The 16,061-nt window shown below is 72.5% G+C and carries 15 protein-coding genes; 7 read left to right on the forward strand and 8 right to left on the reverse strand.

Annotated elements, in window-relative coordinates; translation table 11 throughout:
- Positions 1–5: 5 nt before the first annotated feature.
- On the reverse strand, positions 6–446 hold the full coding sequence (gene sufU / locus AVP42_RS07885) for a Fe-S cluster assembly sulfur transfer protein SufU (RefSeq protein ID WP_067947791.1): 441 nt from the start codon (positions 444–446) through the stop codon (positions 6–8).
- The gene (locus tag AVP42_RS07890) at positions 446–1,750 is read right to left on the reverse strand and encodes an aminotransferase class V-fold PLP-dependent enzyme (RefSeq protein ID WP_067947793.1); all 1,305 of its coding nucleotides are present in this window, start codon (positions 1,748–1,750) and stop codon (positions 446–448) included. Before AVP42_RS07890 ends, sufU begins: the two co-directional genes overlap by 1 nt.
- A 95-nt stretch (positions 1,751–1,845) precedes the next feature.
- Here AVP42_RS07890 and AVP42_RS07895 point away from each other — a divergent pair, with 95 nt between their 5' ends.
- Positions 1,846–3,384: an MmgE/PrpD family protein gene (locus AVP42_RS07895; protein WP_067947795.1), complete on the forward strand. Its 1,539-nt coding sequence runs from the start codon at positions 1,846–1,848 to the stop codon at positions 3,382–3,384.
- Between the two features lie 28 nt (positions 3,385–3,412).
- Here AVP42_RS07895 and AVP42_RS07900 read toward each other — a convergent pair whose 3' ends face one another.
- Entirely contained in the window at positions 3,413–4,036 is a 624-nt protein-coding gene (locus AVP42_RS07900) for a DUF559 domain-containing protein (RefSeq protein WP_067947797.1), read from the reverse strand.
- A gap of 579 nt (positions 4,037–4,615) precedes the next feature.
- On the opposite strand from AVP42_RS07900, the gene AVP42_RS07905 reads away from it, so the two are divergent.
- The 3 genes from AVP42_RS07905 to AVP42_RS07915 all read left to right on the forward strand — a co-directional run bounded on the left by AVP42_RS07905 (position 4,616) and on the right by AVP42_RS07915 (position 8,547).
- Positions 4,616–5,809 carry a bifunctional 2-methylcitrate synthase/citrate synthase gene (locus AVP42_RS07905; RefSeq protein ID WP_067947799.1) on the forward strand — a complete coding sequence of 398 codons (1,194 nt, stop codon included), beginning with the start codon at positions 4,616–4,618 and terminating at the stop codon, positions 5,807–5,809.
- A 114-nt stretch (positions 5,810–5,923) separates the two neighbouring features.
- Positions 5,924–7,873 carry a carboxypeptidase regulatory-like domain-containing protein gene (locus AVP42_RS07910; RefSeq protein ID WP_067947801.1) on the forward strand — a complete coding sequence of 650 codons (1,950 nt, stop codon included), beginning with the start codon at positions 5,924–5,926 and terminating at the stop codon, positions 7,871–7,873.
- A gap of 107 nt (positions 7,874–7,980) precedes the next feature.
- A complete protein-coding gene (locus tag AVP42_RS07915) occupies positions 7,981–8,547 on the forward strand; it encodes a thioesterase family protein (RefSeq protein WP_067947803.1) in 567 nt (188 codons plus the stop codon).
- A 26-nt stretch (positions 8,548–8,573) separates the two neighbouring features.
- Here the strand turns inward: AVP42_RS07915 and AVP42_RS07920 are convergent, their stop codons facing one another.
- Positions 8,574–9,722: an AI-2E family transporter gene (locus AVP42_RS07920; protein ID WP_067947805.1), complete on the reverse strand. Its 1,149-nt coding sequence runs from the start codon at positions 9,720–9,722 to the stop codon at positions 8,574–8,576.
- A 7-nt stretch (positions 9,723–9,729) separates the two neighbouring features.
- Positions 9,730–10,248: an SRPBCC domain-containing protein gene (locus AVP42_RS07925; protein WP_067947807.1), complete on the reverse strand. Its 519-nt coding sequence runs from the start codon at positions 10,246–10,248 to the stop codon at positions 9,730–9,732.
- A gap of 69 nt (positions 10,249–10,317) precedes the next feature.
- Between AVP42_RS07925 and AVP42_RS07930 the strand changes: the two genes are divergently transcribed.
- Entirely contained in the window at positions 10,318–10,722 is a 405-nt protein-coding gene (locus tag AVP42_RS07930; RefSeq protein WP_067947809.1) for a hypothetical protein, read from the forward strand.
- Between the two features lie 43 nt (positions 10,723–10,765).
- Here the strand turns inward: AVP42_RS07930 and AVP42_RS07935 are convergent, their stop codons facing one another.
- From AVP42_RS07935 to AVP42_RS07945, 3 genes are all read right to left on the reverse strand, one after another.
- Positions 10,766–12,535 (reverse strand): NAD(P)/FAD-dependent oxidoreductase, encoded by a 1,770-nt coding sequence (locus AVP42_RS07935; protein ID WP_082847086.1) that lies wholly within the window; start codon positions 12,533–12,535, stop codon positions 10,766–10,768.
- 57 nt (positions 12,536–12,592) lie between these two features.
- Positions 12,593–13,426, reverse strand: coding sequence for an ABC transporter permease (locus AVP42_RS07940; RefSeq protein ID WP_067947811.1), 834 nt, complete (start codon positions 13,424–13,426; stop codon positions 12,593–12,595).
- A 64-nt stretch (positions 13,427–13,490) separates the two neighbouring features.
- A complete protein-coding gene (locus AVP42_RS07945; RefSeq protein ID WP_197466985.1) occupies positions 13,491–14,447 on the reverse strand; it encodes an ATP-binding cassette domain-containing protein in 957 nt (318 codons plus the stop codon).
- A 60-nt stretch (positions 14,448–14,507) separates the two neighbouring features.
- Here AVP42_RS07945 and AVP42_RS07950 point away from each other — a divergent pair, with 60 nt between their 5' ends.
- Together AVP42_RS07950 and AVP42_RS07955 are read left to right on the forward strand one after the other, a co-directional pair.
- Complete coding sequence (locus tag AVP42_RS07950) at positions 14,508–15,509, forward strand: YafY family protein (RefSeq protein WP_067947813.1); 1,002 nt, start codon at positions 14,508–14,510, stop codon at positions 15,507–15,509.
- 38 nt (positions 15,510–15,547) lie between these two features.
- Complete coding sequence (locus AVP42_RS07955) at positions 15,548–15,967, forward strand: VOC family protein (RefSeq protein WP_067947815.1); 420 nt, start codon at positions 15,548–15,550, stop codon at positions 15,965–15,967.
- Positions 15,968–16,061: the final 94 nt, after the last annotated feature.

Genomic DNA, 16,061 nt, shown 5'->3' on the forward strand with positions numbered 1-16,061 from the left:
GAGACCTACCGCGCCTTCGCCACCGCCGCCTCGAGCGCGACCCAGCCGAGCATGGCGCACTTGATGCGCATCACGTACCGCGCGACGCCGTGGAACGCGATGGCGTCGCCGAGGACCTCCTCGTCGGGCTCGCCCTCGCCCTTCGAGCGGAGCATCTCACGGAACGTCTCGGCGGTCGCCAGCGCCTCCTCGACGGGCCGGCCCTGCACGAGGTCGGTCAGCACCGAGGCCGACGCCATCGAGATGCTGCATCCGTCGCCCTCCCAGGCGACCTGCTCGATGCGCTCGTGCGCGGGGTCGAGCTTGATCCGCAGGGTGATCTCGTCGCCGCAGGTCGGGTTGAACTCGTGGTGCTCCCCGTCGGCGCCGTCGAGGGGGCCGGCACCGTGCCGCTCCTTCGAGTGGTCGAGGATGATCTGCTGGTAGAGGCCCTCGAGTCCGGCCATCAGGACACCTTCCGTCCGAGTCCGAAGAACCCGCGGACCTCGCCCATCGCGTCGACGAACCGGTCCGCCTCGTCGGCGGTCGTGTAGACGTGGGCGCTCGCGCGCGTCGTGGCGGTGATGCCGAGCGCGCGGTGCAGGGGCTGCGCGCAGTGGTGGCCGACGCGGACGACGAGGCCGGCCTCGTCGAGGAACTGGCCCACGTCGTGCGCGTGCACCCCGTCGACCGCGACGCTCACGAGGCCCCCGCGGCGTTCCCCGACCTGCGGGCCGACGACGCGGACGCCGGGGATCGCGCTCACGCCGGCGACGACGCGCTCCGCGAACGCCTCCTCGTGCGCGGCGACGGCGTCCATGCCGATCGCCTCGAGGTAGTGGACGGCGGCACCGAGGCCGACGACCTGCGAGACGGCCTGGGTCCCGGCCTCGAAGCGGTGCGGCGCCGGGAGGAATCGCGCCTCCTCCATGGTGACCTTCGTGATCGTCGACCCGCCGGTGCGCGCCGGAGGCAGCGCGTCGAGCAGCTCGTCGCGGCCGTAGAGCACCCCGATGCCGTTCGGGCCGAGCATCTTGTGGCCCGAGAACGCGGCGAAATCGACGCCGTATGCCGCGAAGTCCACCGGGCGGTGCGGCACCGACTGGCACGCGTCGAGCACCACGAGGGCACCGTGGCGGTGCGCGAGCTCGGCGACCTCGGCGACGGGGGCGATCTGGCCCGTGACGTTCGAGACCTCCGCGAACGCGACGACGCGCGTGCGCTCGGTGAGCACCGCGGCGACGTCGTCGACCGACCAGCAGCCGTGCTCGTCGACCCGCACCGGCACGATGCGCGCGCCGGTCCGCTGCGCCACGCGCTGCCACGGGAGGAGGTTCGCGTGGTGCTCGGCCTCGGTCAGCACGATCTCGTCGCCGGGCTGGAGCGCGAAGCGCGCGGCATCCGCCCCGCCGATGCCGGCGCTCGCGTCGGCGATGCCGAGCGCGACCATGTTCAGTGCGTCGGTCGCATTCTGCGCCCAGACGATCTCGCGCTCGCCGGCGCCGACGAAGCGGGCGACGTCGGCGCGGGCCGCTTCGAACCGGGTCGTCGAGTCGCCGGTCGCGGCGCTCGCGCCGCGGTGCACGGCCGCGACGTGGTGCTCGAGGAAGTCGCGCTCCGCGTCGAGCACGGCGGTGGGCCGCTGCGCGGTCGCGGCGGAGTCGAGGTAGGCGGTCGGCCGGGCGTCGCCGGTCGTCGCGAAGGCGGGGAAGTCGAGGCGGATGTCGCGGACCGGGCGGCCGCCGACCGAGTCGGCGTCGGTGTGATTCATCGCCTCAATCGTCTCACGCGTGATAGCGGACGAGGCTGGGAGGACGGGAGCGGCCGGTCCGCGACATCCGTCACCCCATTCGATAGCGTGGCCACGTGAAGACCCACCACCTGCGCACCCACCGGAGCGACGAGAACCTCGCTCGCGAGGGCCAGCTCGCCTGGCAGCTCGCGGCCGTCGCCGTCGACCCCGTCGACGTCGAGGACGACGTCGCCGACATGGTCGTGAACCGGGTGATCGACAACGCCGCCGTCGCCGCGGCATCCCTCGCCCGCAAGCCGGTCGTCGCCGCGCGCAGCCAGGCGCTCGCGCACCCCGTCTCGATCGGCGGCGACGGCGCCACCGTGTTCGGCGCGGATGCCGCGCGGCGGACCTCGCCCGAGTGGGCCGCCTGGGCGAACGGGGTCGCGGTTCGCGAGCTCGACTTCCACGACACGTTCCTGGCCGCCGACTACTCGCACCCGGGCGACAACATCCCCCCGATCGTCGCCGTCGCCCAGCACCTCGCCGCGGGCCGCGGGCTCACCGGCCGCGACGTCGTGCGCGCGATCGCGACGGGCTACGAGATCCAGATCGACCTCGTGAAGGCGATCACGCTGCACGCGCACAAGATCGACCACGTCGCCCACCTGGGCCCGTCGGCAGCGGCCGGCATCGGCACCCTGCTCGGCCTCGACCAGGAGACGATCTTCCAGTCGATCGGGCAGGCGCTGCACACCACGACCGCCACGCGCCAGTCGCGCAAGGGCGAGATCTCGACGTGGAAGGCCTACGCACCGGCCTTCGCGGGGAAGATGGCCGTCGAGGCGGTCGACCGCGCGATGCGCGGCGAGACCAGCCCCGTGCCGATCTACGAGGGCGAGGACGGCGTCATCGCCTGGCTCCTCGGCGGCCCCGAGGCGAACTACGAGGTCCCGCTGCCCGAGGAGGGCGAGGCCAAGCGCGCCATCCTCGACTCGTACACGAAGGAGCACTCGGCCGAGTACCAGGCGCAGGCGCTCATCGACCTCGCCCGCCGCATCCACGACGAGTACCCGCTCGTGCTCGACGACCCCGACCGGGTCGAGTCGATCACCATCCACACCTCGCACCACACGCACAACGTGATCGGCTCGGGCGCGAACGACCCGCAGAAGTACGACCCGGATGCCTCGCGGGAGACGCTCGACCACTCGATCCCGTACATCTTCACCGTCGCCCTGCAGGACGGCACGTGGCACCACGCCGACTCGTACGCGCCCGAGCGCGCGCACCGTCCCGACACCGTCGCGCTCTGGCGCAAGGTGTCGACGGTCGAGGACCCGGAGTGGACCCGGCGCTACCACTCGCTCGACATCGAGGAGAAGGCGTTCGGCGGTCGCGTCGTCATCCGCCTGGCCGACGGCAGCGAGATCGTCGAGGAGATCGCGGTCGCCGACGCGCACCCGCTCGGCGCCCGGCCGTTCGGGCGCGAGCAGTACGTGCAGAAGTTCCGCACGCTCGCCGAGTGGGTGCTCGAGGAGGCCGAGATCGAGCGGTTCCTGGATGTCGCGCAGCGCCTGCCGGAGCTCGGACCCGACGAGCTCGGCCAGCTGACGCTCACGGCCGCGCCCGGCGCCCTCAACCACGTGGAGATCCCCACCGGCCTCTTCTGAGCTCGTCCCTCCCGTCGATGAGACGAAATCAGGCGCCCGGAATCCGAAGGTGGCGCCGGATCTCGTCCAACGGGCGCGGTTCGCCGCGCCAGCCGCGGCGAGTGAGGTTCCGGGCGATGCGGCGCAGCAGCGCCTCGGGGTTCACCAAGTCGTCGTCGGTCACCTCCATCACGTGGTATCCGAGGGCCTCGAGTTCCGCCTCACGGGTACGATCCCGTCGCCACGCGCGTCGGTCGGTCCGGTGATGGTCGCCCTGGTACTCGAGGATCTCGCCGAACGCCTCGAAGAACAGGTCGACCATGGCGACGAACTCGCCGGTCGGCGCGTGGATGTCGACGTTGACGCCCGGTACCGGGAACCCTGCGAGCACGACGAGGGCTCGCAGTTCCGACTCCTTCGGGGAGAGGGACCGCGGATCGAGGAGGGGCAGGGCGGAACGGATGGCCACCATGCCGCGACGGTCGCGTCGGGCGTCGGCGGCGGACCGCAGCTCTCCGAGTGAGACTCGGCCGCTTCGCAGCAGGCGGTCCCCGGCAGCCACCAGCTCGGGCACCGTCAGCTGGACGGCCAGGTCGCACCAGGTGCGAGCCGGCGAGGTGACGCGCACCGAATCGCGCGACGTGACCACCTCGGCGGGGGTCACGTCGAGCACCCGTCCGATGATCCCCCGACGACGGATGGCACGACCGGGGGCGGGTACGGCGACTTCGACCGCCGTCCGCCGCGCGAGGCGCGGAGGAAGCGGCATTCCGTGCCAGGCCGCCGCCGACCCGCCGCACAGGAAGGCCGTTGGTCCGCACGCCAGGAGCGCCACCGCTGCGAACTTCGCCGCGGGGAGTGCGCCACTCGGGACCCGCACCCCGGAGAACGGCGAAGCGAGGTCGCGTCGCCGCAACCGATCCGCGTCGACCCCGGCGGACCGGGCGGCAGCGACGGTGAAGGGCCTGTCGACGAATGGGGCCGGCAGCGGACGTGGATGCGGCATCCCCACATCATCCGATCTACGGTCGTCCCACCGTCGACCCTGGCCGCCCGCCACCGCCCGACATGCCGACCCTCACCTTGGGGAGGACGGGTCCCCCCCCGGCATCTCGCGGGTCGGACAGGATCGGACGGCCGGGCGGCAGTGCAGGCGCCGGATACTGTCCGATCGCCGGAGGGCGAGGGGGCGTCGTAGGCTGGGGTGGCGCCCGCGACGCGGCGGGCGAGCCGAGATCCCACGAGGAGCACGATGAGCGAGCAGACGCAGGAGACCACCGCGGCCGCGGCCTTCCAGCCCCAGATCTTCAAGGGCCTCGCCGGTGTGCCCGTCGACTACACCGCCATCTCGAAAGTGAACCCCGAGACCAACTCGCTGCTCTACCGCGGCTATCCGGTGCAGGAGCTCGCGGCATCCGTCACCTTCGAGGAGGTCGCCTACCTGCTCTGGCACGGCGAGTTGCCGGATGACGCGCAGCTGGCCGAGTTCGAGGAGCTCGAGCGCAGCCACCGCGGCCTCGACCACGAGGTGAAGCGCATCGTCGATGAGCTGCCGCTCACCGCCCACCCGATGGATGTCGTGCGGACCGCCGTCAGCGTCATCGGCGCGAGCGACCCGACCACGCCCGACGACTCGCGCGAGGCGAACCTCGAGAAGGCGATCCGCCTGTTCGCGAAGCTCCCGTCGATCGTCACCTACGACCAGCGCCGGCGACACGAGCTCGAGTTCGTCGAGCCGCGCGCCGACCTCGGCTACTCGGCCAACTTCCTCTGGCAGGCGTTCGGCGAGGCGCCCGAGCTCGAGGTCGTCAACGCGTTCGACGTGTCGATGATCCTGTACGCCGAGCACTCGTTCAACGCCTCCACGTTCACGGCGCGCGTGATCACCTCGACCCTGTCCGACCTGTACTCGGCGGTGGTCGGTGCGATCGGCGCGCTCAAGGGCCCGCTGCACGGCGGCGCGAACGAGGCGGTCATGCACACGTTCGACGAGATCGGCCTGGGCGACGGCTCGGCCGAGCGGGCGGTGGCGTGGCTCGACGCCGCGCTCGCCGAGAAGCGCAAGATCATGGGCTTCGGCCACCGCGTCTACAAGAACGGCGACTCCCGGGTGCCGACCATGCGCGATGCGCTCGAGCGGATGGCGGAGCACTACGGCCGTCCGGACGTCCTCGAGGTGTACACCGCGCTCGAGCAGGCGATGGGCGAACGGAAGAACATCAAGCCGAACCTCGACTACCCGGCCGGGCCGGCGTACCACCTGATGGGGTGGGACACGGAGACCTTCACGCCGCTCTTCGTGGCGAGCCGGGTCACGGGCTGGACCGCGCACATCATGGAGCAGAACGCGGCCAACGCGCTCATCCGCCCGCTGTCGGTCTACAACGGCCCCGACGAGCGGCACGTGCCGCCGCGCGGCAACGCGACGGGCGAGCCCGCGGCCTGAAGCGCTGATCTGCCTCCTTCGGGGGCCAGCCCTCGACCTCGAAGCTGAGTAACCTTCGGTTCAGCGGCCGACGCCGACCCGACGTCCGACCGGGCCCTCGATGGAGGTCCGCTCATGCCCGAACGTCTCGCCCCGGGGTCCGGCTCGCGACGGGCACGGCTCCTCGCCGTACTCGCGACCGCAGCGCTGGTCGTCGCCGGCGTCGGCGCGACGCAGCCGGCTCATGCCGCGGACGGCAACGTGGGCGTGGGCGTCCTGCTGGCGTCGACGGACTTCTTCGGCCCCGCGGACGGTGAGGAGCTGCCGCCCGGGGTCATCGAGGTCTTCGACGCGACGGGCGACGGCTCCGAGCCGCTCATGACCGTCGACATCGGGCCCATGTTCCTCTTCGAGTACACGTGGCTCGACCTGCCCGACGGTTCGTACCGGATCCGAGCCACGGTCGAGGGCTACCTTCCGACCTGGGCGGGTTGGGTGGCCGACGGCGGCGCGGAGGCGACGGACGAGCCGGGTCGCCTCGGCGGCCTCATCGACGCGTACCATCCGTTCGCGCCCGTGCGCGGATTCTCCGATGCGCCGGTGCTCGAGGTGGAGGTCGGCGACGAATCGTTCGAGCAGCCGGCGTACGTCAACGTTCTCGCCGCGCGTTCGGCGGCGTTCCTCGGCGGCGTCGTGTTCAACGAGCAGCAGTCCGCCGCGGAGTCGGCGACCGTCGAGCTCTACCGGATCGGGCAGGGCGCGCCCGCGCGCACCACGACCGTCGAGCGCGGCCAGTACGTCTTCGACGACGTAGCCCAGGGCAACTACCAAGTCCGATTCGTGTCCGAGGGCGTCGAGCAGTGGTGGCCATACGAGGCGACGCGATCGAGGGCCGACATCTTGAACGTGCCGTCGACCGGCGGAGGATGGGTCGCTATCGATGCGACGTTCGCCCCGCCCGAGACGACCGCGCCCGGCGAACGGCTCGCCATCGAAGGCGACCCCGTCGAGGGCGGCCTCCTGAGCCTCGCGCCGGACCTCGCCGACCCGTTCGACATCCCGGGCCTGAACGACACCCGGATCGGGCACATCACCTGGTACCTCGACGGTGAGCCCATCCCCGGCGCCGTCCGTCCGACGTTGGTCGTTCCACCGGACGCCGTCGGCGGTGAGATCACCGCGACCGCCGAGGCCGTGCAGATGCTCGGCTACTTCCGCACCCGGATCGAAGCGCTGCCCGTCGGCCCGGTGTCGCCCGCGACCGACCCCGAGATCTCCCCTGCGCCCACCCCGCAGGTCCTGGGCTCGCCGACGGTGGGCGAACGACTCGACACGACCCTCGGCAGCTGGGCCACCGGCACGACCCGCACCTTCCAGTGGTTCCGTGACGGCGAACCGATCGAGGGCGCCACGAACCGCGGGTATGTGCCGAAGGGCACCGACTTGGGCGGCGAGTTGACCTTCGTCGTCACGGGGGTACTCGACGGGCATCGCACGACCGTTCGGGCCAGCGGTGCCACCGCGCCGGTCGCCGAAGGTGCGTTCGCGACGCCGTCGGCCGTTCTCAAGACGGATCGGATGGCGGCCGAGCCGCGCGTCGGAGATCGAATGCGTGCCGTGCACGGCGCATGGAGCCCCGCGGCGGAGGCATGGACGTACCAGTGGCACCGCGACGGCGTCCCGATCGACGGGGCGACGGGGGAGTACTACACCGTCGGCGCCGACGACCTCGGTGCGCGCCTGTCGGCCGAGATCACTGGAAGCAGACTCGGCTACACCGCGGCGACCGCCGTGAGCGTACCGAGCGGGCCCGTCACGGAGGGGGTCTTCCGCGCCGATCGGCCGGTCATCGTGCCGGCGCCGCAGGTGGGCGTCGAGCTTTCGGTGGACCTGGGGGTGTGGACGCCGGAGCCCGATGTGCTCACGATCCAGTGGATGCGCGGCACGACCGTGCTGGCGACCGGGCCGAGCTACACCCCGGTCCCCGGCGACGCCGGCCGCAACCTCAGAGTCGTGGTCACCGGCGAGAAGGTCGGCTACACGACCGCGCAACGGGCGAGCCTCGCGGTGGCGGTGCTGCCGTAGGTCGTTCGCGGCTGCGCACAACGCCGCGCCGCGGCATCCGTCGTCGCACTGTGCGCCACCACGAACGATGGAGGATCCACCACGGATCGCGCCTACAGTCGTGGACTATGCACATGTTGTTCCGCACGCTGCTGCACGTGCTCTTCCTGTCGCGACGCAAGCCCGACCTCGGTCACTACGACGTCGCGCACACGCGGTTCATCGTGCTGCCGACCGACCTCGACATCAACCGGCACATGAACAACGGCGTGTACTTCTCGATCATGGACGTCGCGCGGTTCGACCTGCTCGTGCGCAGCGACGTGTTCCGCATCATGCGGCAGCGCCGCTGGTACCCGGTCGTGGTGAGCGAGACGATCACCTTCCGCAAGTCGCTCGAGCCGTGGCAGAGGTTCACGATCGAGTCGCGGCTGCTCGGCTTCGACGAGAAGGCGGTGTACTGCGAGCAGCGCTTCGTGCGCCCCGGCGCCGACGGTGAGCCGGAGATCTACGCGAAGGGCTTCATCCGCGCCCGCTTCCTGCGCAAGGAGGGCGGCACGGTTCCCGTGTCGGAACTCATCGAGGCGTTCGGCGCGCCGCCCGTGAGCGACGAGCTCCCCGAGTGGATCGAGCGCTGGGGGGCGGATGTCGCGCTGCCCGCGACGCGCGCGGAGGCGCCGTCCGTCTGGGCCTGAACCGGCAGCACGGCCGCGAGACCGGCCTACGACACCGCCTGCCGCGGCACCACGATCTCGCGCAGGATCAGCAGGATGCCCGCCGAGATCGGGATCGCCACGAGGGCGCCGAGCAGCCCGAGCAGGGTGCCGCCCGCGAGTGCCGAGATCAGCACGATCGTGCCCGGCACCTGCACGGCCTTGCCCATCACGCGCGGCGTGAGGATGTACGCCTCGACCTGCATGTAGACGAGCATCGCGATGAACACGATGAGCGCCGCCGTCGGCGAGACGAACAGCGACACGACCGTCATGAGCACGGTGGTGAGCACGGTTCCGATGAGCGGGATCAGCGTCACGAACAGCGCGATGACGCCGAGGATCAGCGCGTACGGGTTGCCGGTCAGCACGAGCAGGATCGTCGAGAACACCGCGTTCAGGAACGCGAGCACGACCATGCCGCTGAGGTACTTGCCGATGGACTGCATGATCCGCTCGGCGAGCGGCACGACCACGGGCCGTTCGGATGCCGCGACCAGGGTGTAGATCGCGCGCTTCGAGCTATCGAGCGTGGCGATGAAGTAGATCGAGAGCACCACGACGAAGAACCCGGTCGAGACCGCGTTGAGGATGCTGGCGCCGAACGCGAGCGCCCCGCCGCCGATCGTCGCCCACGTGTTCGGGTCGGAGAGGATGTCGCCGATGCCGTTCGCGAGGGTGGCGGCGAGCCCGTTGGTGGTCTCGTTGACCCGCTCGAACCATCCGGAGTCCTCGAGGCCGCGCACCTGCGAGGGCAGGTTGGTGATGAGCGCGGTGGCCTGGGCGACGACGGGCGGGATGAGGATCCACACGATGCCCACCACGACCGCGATGAACAGGATGAGCACCGTCACGATGGCGGTCGGCCGCGACATCCCTCGACGTTCGAACCAGCGGATGAGCGGATCGAGCCCGAGGGCGACGAACGCGGCGATGAACACCGACAGCAGCACGTCGCTGAGGTTGACGACGACGAGGGCGAGCAGCGCCGCCGCGAGGAGGCCCAGCGCGACGCGGAAGCCCCACACCACCGGGTGGTGCGTGAACAGCTCCTCGGTCGGTCGGGGCGAATCGGGGCTGACCGCCCGCCCGTTCCGGGCTCGCGAACGGATGACGGCGCGACCGGGCCGACCGCCCGGCCTGCGCTCGATGCTCACGGGCGGCCTAGGCGGCCGGGATCCGGAGCTCGCGGTAGTGCGGCCCGAGCGTGTCGAGGTACCCGTCGCGGTCCCAGTCGGGCAGCGGGTCGCCGGCGCGCGCCGCGGTGAGGCGGTCGAGGTAGTAGTCCCATCCGGCGCCGAGGCTGCCGACGTCCTCGCCCGGCGGGAGCCGGTGCGCGAGCGTGAGCGTCGTGAGGCCGCTGCCCTCGTTGAGGTGCACGAGCAGCCGCCACGGCGGCGCGTCCTCGCCCTGGTCGATGTCGAGGTGCATGCGGTGCGGCGGGGCGCATTCGAGGATGCTGACGTCCTGCCAGGGCGCCTCGGCGCCCTCGGCGCCCATGCGGAACCGCACGGCACCGGTCGACGGGCTGCCGGTGTAGGTGCCGATCCAGCCGTTCAGCGCCGTCGGGTTCGTCAGCGAGAACCAGATCTCCTCGATCGGGGCACGGAACAGGCGATCGAGTTGGAGGTACAACCCGTCGGCTTTCTGCGTGTAGTGGCCGGTCGGTCGGATGCTGGTCATCTTCGCCCCCCGCGTGTCGTCCTGGCTTCAGGCTAATCCCGGTGCGAGCGCAGGGCTAGAGTGACGCGCATGGGCAGCTCCGGTTCGAAGCCGCGGGTCAGGCACCACCCCCCGCAGGCACCGCATCATGACGACGACGACGACCGCCTCCGGCTCGGAGGACGCCATCCGGACATGTGGGGGTGGTTCGTCGGCCTCATCGTGTTCGCGCTGGTCGCGGTGCCCCTCAGCGCCGCGTTCGCGTTCGCGACCAACCCCGGCACGCAGCAGCTGTTCGCCGGGCGGCTCTCCGACGCGACGAGCGCGGGCTACCAGGCGTTCTGGTGGGTGGTGACGCTCATGCTCCTCGCGCTGCCGGTGCTCGTCGGCTACGGCATCGCGCGCATGTCGCCGCGCGCGCTGCTGATCGTGGGCAGCGTGGTCGCGGCGTTCTTCATCGCCGTGCTCGTGCTGGGCCAGATGTTCGTCTTCTAGTCCCGGGCGAGCGGATGCCGCGGCGCGAGGTCGCGGCGTCCGCTCACGGCAGCTCGCCCTCGAGCACGGCCATCGCGGCGTTGTGGCCGCCGACGCCGCTGACGGCGCCGCCGCGCACGGCCCCGGAACCGCACAGCAGGACGCGCGCGTGCGCGGTCGCCACGCCCCAGCGCTCGGCGGGGCTCGCGAGCGGCGCGTCGGGCTCCGCCCACGGCCACGAGAGCGGCCCGTGGAAGATGTTGCCGCCGGGCATGCCGAGCGCCTCCTCGAGGTCGCGGGTCGTCTTCACCTCGACGCAGGGGCGGCCTGCGGCATCCGTCGCGGTCACGTCGGCGATCGGCTCGGCGAGGACGGAGTCGAGCGACGCGAGCACCGCGTCGCGGAGGAGGTCGCGCAGCTCGTCGTTGCCGTACCGGTCGACGAGGCGGTCGGGCACGTGCAGGCCGAAGACCGTGAGCGTCTGCGCGTCGGAGTCGGCCAACTCGGGGCCGAGGATGCTGCGGTCGCTCAGCGTGTGGCAGTAGATCTCGCACGGCAGCGGGTCGGGCAGGACCCCGCCGGCGGCGCTCGCGTAGGCCTCGGCGAGCTGCGAGCCGAGCTCGTTGATGTGGAACGTGCCGGCGAACGCCTGCTCGGGCGCGACCTGCTCGTCGCGGAGGCGGGGCAGGCGCGTGAGCAGCAGGTTGACCTTCACCTGGGCGCCCTCGGGGATGCCGAGGCGCTCGACGCGGCGGCGCGCGTACTCGTCGAGGGGGACCTCGGGGTCGGTGGTGGTGGGGCGCTCGTCGCGGGGGGCGATCGCGACGGGGCCGTCGCCGTCGGCGGTGGCCGCGCCGGGTGCTCCGGCGGCACGGTCGGGCGCAGCGGATGCCGCGAGCAGCCGGTCGAGGACGACGGGGGCGACGTTCGCGAGGACGACGTGCGCACGCGCCATCCGCTCGCTGCCCGCTTCGACCCAGCGGACCTCGCCGGTGTCGGGGTCGATCGCGGTGACCTCGGCCTCGGTGCGGAGGCTCGCGCCGGCCTCGCGTGCGGCCCGGGCGAGTTCGCCGGAGACCGCGCCCATGCCGCCGACGGGCACGTCCCAGTCGCCCGTGCCGCCGCCGATGACGTGGTACAGGAAGCAGCGGTTCGCGTCGAGCGACGCGTCGCCGAGGTCGGTGAAGGTGCCGATGAGGCCGTCGGTCGCGACGACGCCGCGAACGAGGTCGTCGGCGAAGCGCGCCTCGACGGTCTCGCCGAGGGGACGCTCGATGAGGTCCGTCCACACGCGGTCGTCGCCGACGAGTCCACGCGCCTCGTCGCGCGTCGGCAGCGGCTCGGTGAGCGTCGGGAAGAGCGCCTCGGCGATGCGTGCGGTGTCGGCGTAGAAGGCCTGCCACGCGTCGGCGTCGTCGGCCGCGCCCACCCGGGCGAATGCGTCGCGGGCGGCTGCGGCATCCGCTTCGACGTCGACGAGGAGGCCGCGGCTCGGGTCGCGTGGGTCGGGCGTGTACGACGAGAACCGGCGGCGCACCAGCCGCACGTCGAGGCCGAGGTCGTCGATGATGCGCTGGGGGAGCAGGCTCACGAGGTACGAGTAGCGGCTGAGGCGTGCGTCGACGCCGTCGAACGCCTGCGCCGAGACCGCGGCACCGCCGAGGTGGTCGTCGCGCTCGAGCAGCAGCACGCGCTTGCCGGCGCGGGCGAGGTAGGCCGCGGCGGTGAGGCCGTTGTGGCCCCCACCGACGATGACCACGTCGTGGTCGTGGGCAGCACCCTGGTCGTGGGCGGGCGAGGGGGAGACGGAGGTCGGCTGCGCTGCGTCGGGCATCCATCGAGCGTAGACGAACGGGAGGATCCCGGAACGCCGCCGGGATCCTCCGTGCCGTCAGCGGGCGCGGCGCATGGCGCGCACCCCGAGGGTGAGCCCGACCGCGCAGGTCGCGACGGCCGCGAGCACGCCGCCGAGGATCGACGGGTCCCCGAACGCGCCCGCGAGCAGCGCCCGCTCGGCGTCGACCACGTAGCTCAGCGGGTTGACCGCCGCGGCGACCCGCATCCACGCCGGACCCTCGTCGAGCGGCAGCAGCATGCCCGAGAGGATCATCAGCGGGAACAGCAGCGTCTGGTGCACCATCCAGAACATCCAGTCCCGGTTGCGGCAGGCGAGCGCGAGCGTGTAGCTCAGCGCACCGAGCCCGACGCCGAACACGGCCAGCATTGCGAGGCCGACGAGCAGGCCCGGCACGTCGAGCCGGAACCCGAACGGCACCGCGACGAGCACCACGATGGTGCCCTGGATCACGAGCGGCACGACGTCCTTCAGTGCGCGCCCGACGAGCAGCGTGCCGCGCGAGAGCGGCGCGACGAGGGTGCGCTCGTGCGAGCCCGTCTGCATCTCGAAGAGCAGGTTCGAGCCGGTCGCCGCGGTGCCGAACAGCGCGACCATGACGAGGATGCCGGGCACGAACCACTGCAGGGTGCCCGCGACGTCGCCGCCGGCCGCGCCGACGAGGAGCGGCCCGAACAGCCCGAGGAACACGAGCGGCTGCACGAGCGAGAACACGACGCTGAACGGGTCGCGCACGAGCGGGCGCGACTCCCGCACGAAGACGGCGGCGGTGTCGCGGGCGAATCCGGTGGGGCGGGCGACGGATGCCGCGGGGCGGGCGTCCGTCGGGCGGGACGCCGCGGTGGCGGCGTCGGTGGTGATGGTGTTCATGGGAGGGGTCCTTTCGATCGTGGGTCTCGGTACGGGCGCTTCGCGTCCTACTCGACCACCGGGGTCATGCGGCGGCGGCGCCCTCTTCGCGGAGGCTCCGCCCGGTGAGGGCGAGGAACACGTCGTCGAGCGTCGGCGGTCGGTGGGTCGCGGCGTGCACGTCGAGTCCGGCGTCAGCCAGCTCGCGGATCCAGCGGGGGAGCGCCCGGTCGCCGTCCGGGGCGGTGACCGTGACGACGGCCCCGTGCGACTCGCCGCCGACGCGAGCGGCCGCGGCCGCGGCATCCGTCGCCGACCCGAACGCGAGCGTCACGCGGTCGCCCGCGAGCTGCTGCTTGAGGGCGGGCGCGGTGTCGTCGGCGATGACCCGTCCCTCGTCCATGACCATGACGCGCTCGGCGAGCTGGTCTGCCTCGTCGAGGTAGTGGGTGGTGAGGAAGATGGTCGTGCCGGTCTCGCGGCGGAGGTCGACGATGTGCTCCCACAGGTTGGCGCGGCTGTGCGGGTCGAGGCCCGTGGACGGCTCGTCGAGGAAGAGCAGCTCGGGCCGGTGGATGAGTCCGAGTGCGATGTCGACGCGCCGCTTCTGCCCGCCCGACAGCGACTGCACCTGCCGGTTCGCGACCTGCCCGAGCTCGAGCGAGTCGATGAGCTCCGCGGCCCGCGCGCGGGTCTCGCGTCGGCCCATGCCGTAGAACGCGCCCTGCGCGTGCAGCTCGTCGCGCACCCGTTGCGTGTGCCCGCCGGAGGTGCCCTGGCCGACGTAGCCGATGCGACGCCGCACCCCGGCCGGGTCACGGCGGATGTCGCTCCCGGCGACGACCGCGTCGCCCGCGGTCGGCGGCAGCAGCGTCGTGAGCATGCGCACGGTGGTCGACTTGCCGGCGCCGTTCGGTCCGAGGAACGCCACGAGCTCGCCCTCGGCGACGGAGAGGTCGACGCCCTGCACGGCCGCGACCTCCTGGCCCTTCGCGCGGAACGTCTTGGTGAGGCCCCGCGCCGTGATCATCTGGTTCGTCATGCCTCGAGCATCTCGAGGCATCCGGTCAGTTCCTGTCCTGAATTCGAGGAGAATCGATCCATGGCCGCGACCACCACCCGCACCCTCGACCTGCTCTCGCTCCTGCAGAGCCACCGTCACTGGACGGCGCGCGAACTCGTCGATCGCCTCGAGGTGTCCGAGCGCACCCTGCGCCGCGACGTCGAGCGGCTGCGCGAGCTCGGGTACTCGATCGAGTCGACCCGCGGCGTCGCCGGCGGCTACCGGCTCCAGGCCGGTACCGGGCTTCCGCCGCTGCTGCTCACCGACGACGAGGGCGTCGCGATCGCGGTCGGGCTCAGGTCGCAGGCGGCGGCCGGGCTGCGCGGCGCCGAGCACACGACGCTCAGCGCGCTCGCGAAGCTCGAGCAGGTGCTGCCGCCCGCACTCCGGCGGCGCATCGAGGCCATGCAGTCGGTGGCGGCGCCCCTCGGGCCTGCGGGCGGCGGCGGTTCCGGTCCGGGCGGCGGCCAGGCGGCGCCATCCGTCGACAGCGAGCTGCTCGGACTGCTCGCCCTCTGCTGCCGCGACGCCGAGCGCGTGCGCATGAAGTACACGGATGCCACGGGCGCGGCATCCGCCCGATCGATCGAGCCGTACCGGCTGGTGCCGCTCGGTCGGCGCTGGTACCTGCTCGCGTGGGACCGCGACCGCGACGACTGGCGCACGTTCCGCCTCGACCGCGTCGGCGACGTGTTCCCGACCCGCGTGCGCTTCACGCCGAGGCCGCTCACCGACGAGCAGGCGCTCGAGCGCGTGCAGCAGGCGGTTCGCTGGCGCGAGACCACCGTGCGGGCGACCCTGCACGTGGCGATGCCGCTCGCGGAGCTGCAGTCGCGGCTCGGCTGGTGGGCGCGCGACGCGGTGGCATCGGCGGATGGCGCGGGCTCGGTCTGGCCCATCGAGGGGGAGTCGGTCGCGGCGGTGGCGGCCGCGCTGCTCTGGGTGCCCGAGGGCGCCGGATGCCGCGTCGAGGGTCCGCCCGAACTGCACGAGTACCTTCGCGCGCAGTCGGCCCGGTTCGCGGCGGCCGCCGCCGGGTGACCCTTGCGGGTGTCGGGGGCCCGCGGTCGAATGGCCGCATGGACTTCTCCTTCATCGCCGGGTTCGGCCCGATCGGCACCGTCGACTCGACCTCGCACGACTTCTGGGCCGGCGCGCTCGGCATCCCGTTCGAGGAGGCCGCGCCCCGCTACTTCCACACCGAGGAGGTCGCGGGTGCCCGGGCGTTCGCGATCTGGCCGCTCGACCAGGCCGCCGAGGCGACGTTCGGCACGCCCGAGTGGCCGGCCGACCGGCCGGTGCCGCAGGCGTGGATCGAGTTCGACGTCGCCTCGCCCGAGGCGGTCGCGCCGGCGGTGGAGGAGCTGCGGGCCAAGGGACTCGAGATCCTCGTGGAGGCGCACGAGGAGCCGTGGGGGCAGACCACGTCGCGGCTGCAGAGCCCCGAGGGGCTGCTCGTCGGCGTCAGCCACACCCCGTGGATGCACGAGCCGGGTTGAGCGCCCGGCGCGCCGGCATCAGCGGACCGCAGCGTCCGGGCGGTCGCTGCGCGCCGCGGCGCGGGCGAGTGCGTCGCGCGCGGCCAGGACGGCC

The organism is Agromyces sp. NDB4Y10, from assembly GCF_001620055.1.
Classification (GTDB): Bacteria; Actinomycetota; Actinomycetes; order Actinomycetales; family Microbacteriaceae; genus Agromyces; species Agromyces indicus.

Bases quoted from the DNA above. Each gene is read 5' to 3' on its own strand.
- AVP42_RS07950 (WP_067947813.1), top strand. From the start codon at position 14,508: ATGGCCGCGACCACCACCCGCACCCTCGACCTGCTCTCGCTCCTGCAG.
- sufU (WP_067947791.1), bottom strand. From the start codon at position 446: ATGGCCGGACTCGAGGGCCTCTACCAGCAGATCATCCTCGACCACTCG.
- AVP42_RS07915 (WP_067947803.1), top strand. From the start codon at position 7,981: ATGCACATGTTGTTCCGCACGCTGCTGCACGTGCTCTTCCTGTCGCGA.
- AVP42_RS07945 (WP_197466985.1), bottom strand. From the start codon at position 14,447: ATGACGAACCAGATGATCACGGCGCGGGGCCTCACCAAGACGTTCCGC.
- AVP42_RS07955 (WP_067947815.1), top strand. From the start codon at position 15,548: ATGGACTTCTCCTTCATCGCCGGGTTCGGCCCGATCGGCACCGTCGAC.
- AVP42_RS07890 (WP_067947793.1), bottom strand. From the start codon at position 1,750: ATGAATCACACCGACGCCGACTCGGTCGGCGGCCGCCCGGTCCGCGAC.
- AVP42_RS07940 (WP_067947811.1), bottom strand. From the start codon at position 13,426: ATGAACACCATCACCACCGACGCCGCCACCGCGGCGTCCCGCCCGACG.
- AVP42_RS07905 (WP_067947799.1), top strand. From the start codon at position 4,616: ATGAGCGAGCAGACGCAGGAGACCACCGCGGCCGCGGCCTTCCAGCCC.
- AVP42_RS07910 (WP_067947801.1), top strand. From the start codon at position 5,924: ATGCCCGAACGTCTCGCCCCGGGGTCCGGCTCGCGACGGGCACGGCTC.
- AVP42_RS07925 (WP_067947807.1), bottom strand. From the start codon at position 10,248: ATGACCAGCATCCGACCGACCGGCCACTACACGCAGAAAGCCGACGGG.
- AVP42_RS07935 (WP_082847086.1), bottom strand. From the start codon at position 12,535: ATGCCCGACGCAGCGCAGCCGACCTCCGTCTCCCCCTCGCCCGCCCAC.
- AVP42_RS07930 (WP_067947809.1), top strand. From the start codon at position 10,318: ATGGGCAGCTCCGGTTCGAAGCCGCGGGTCAGGCACCACCCCCCGCAG.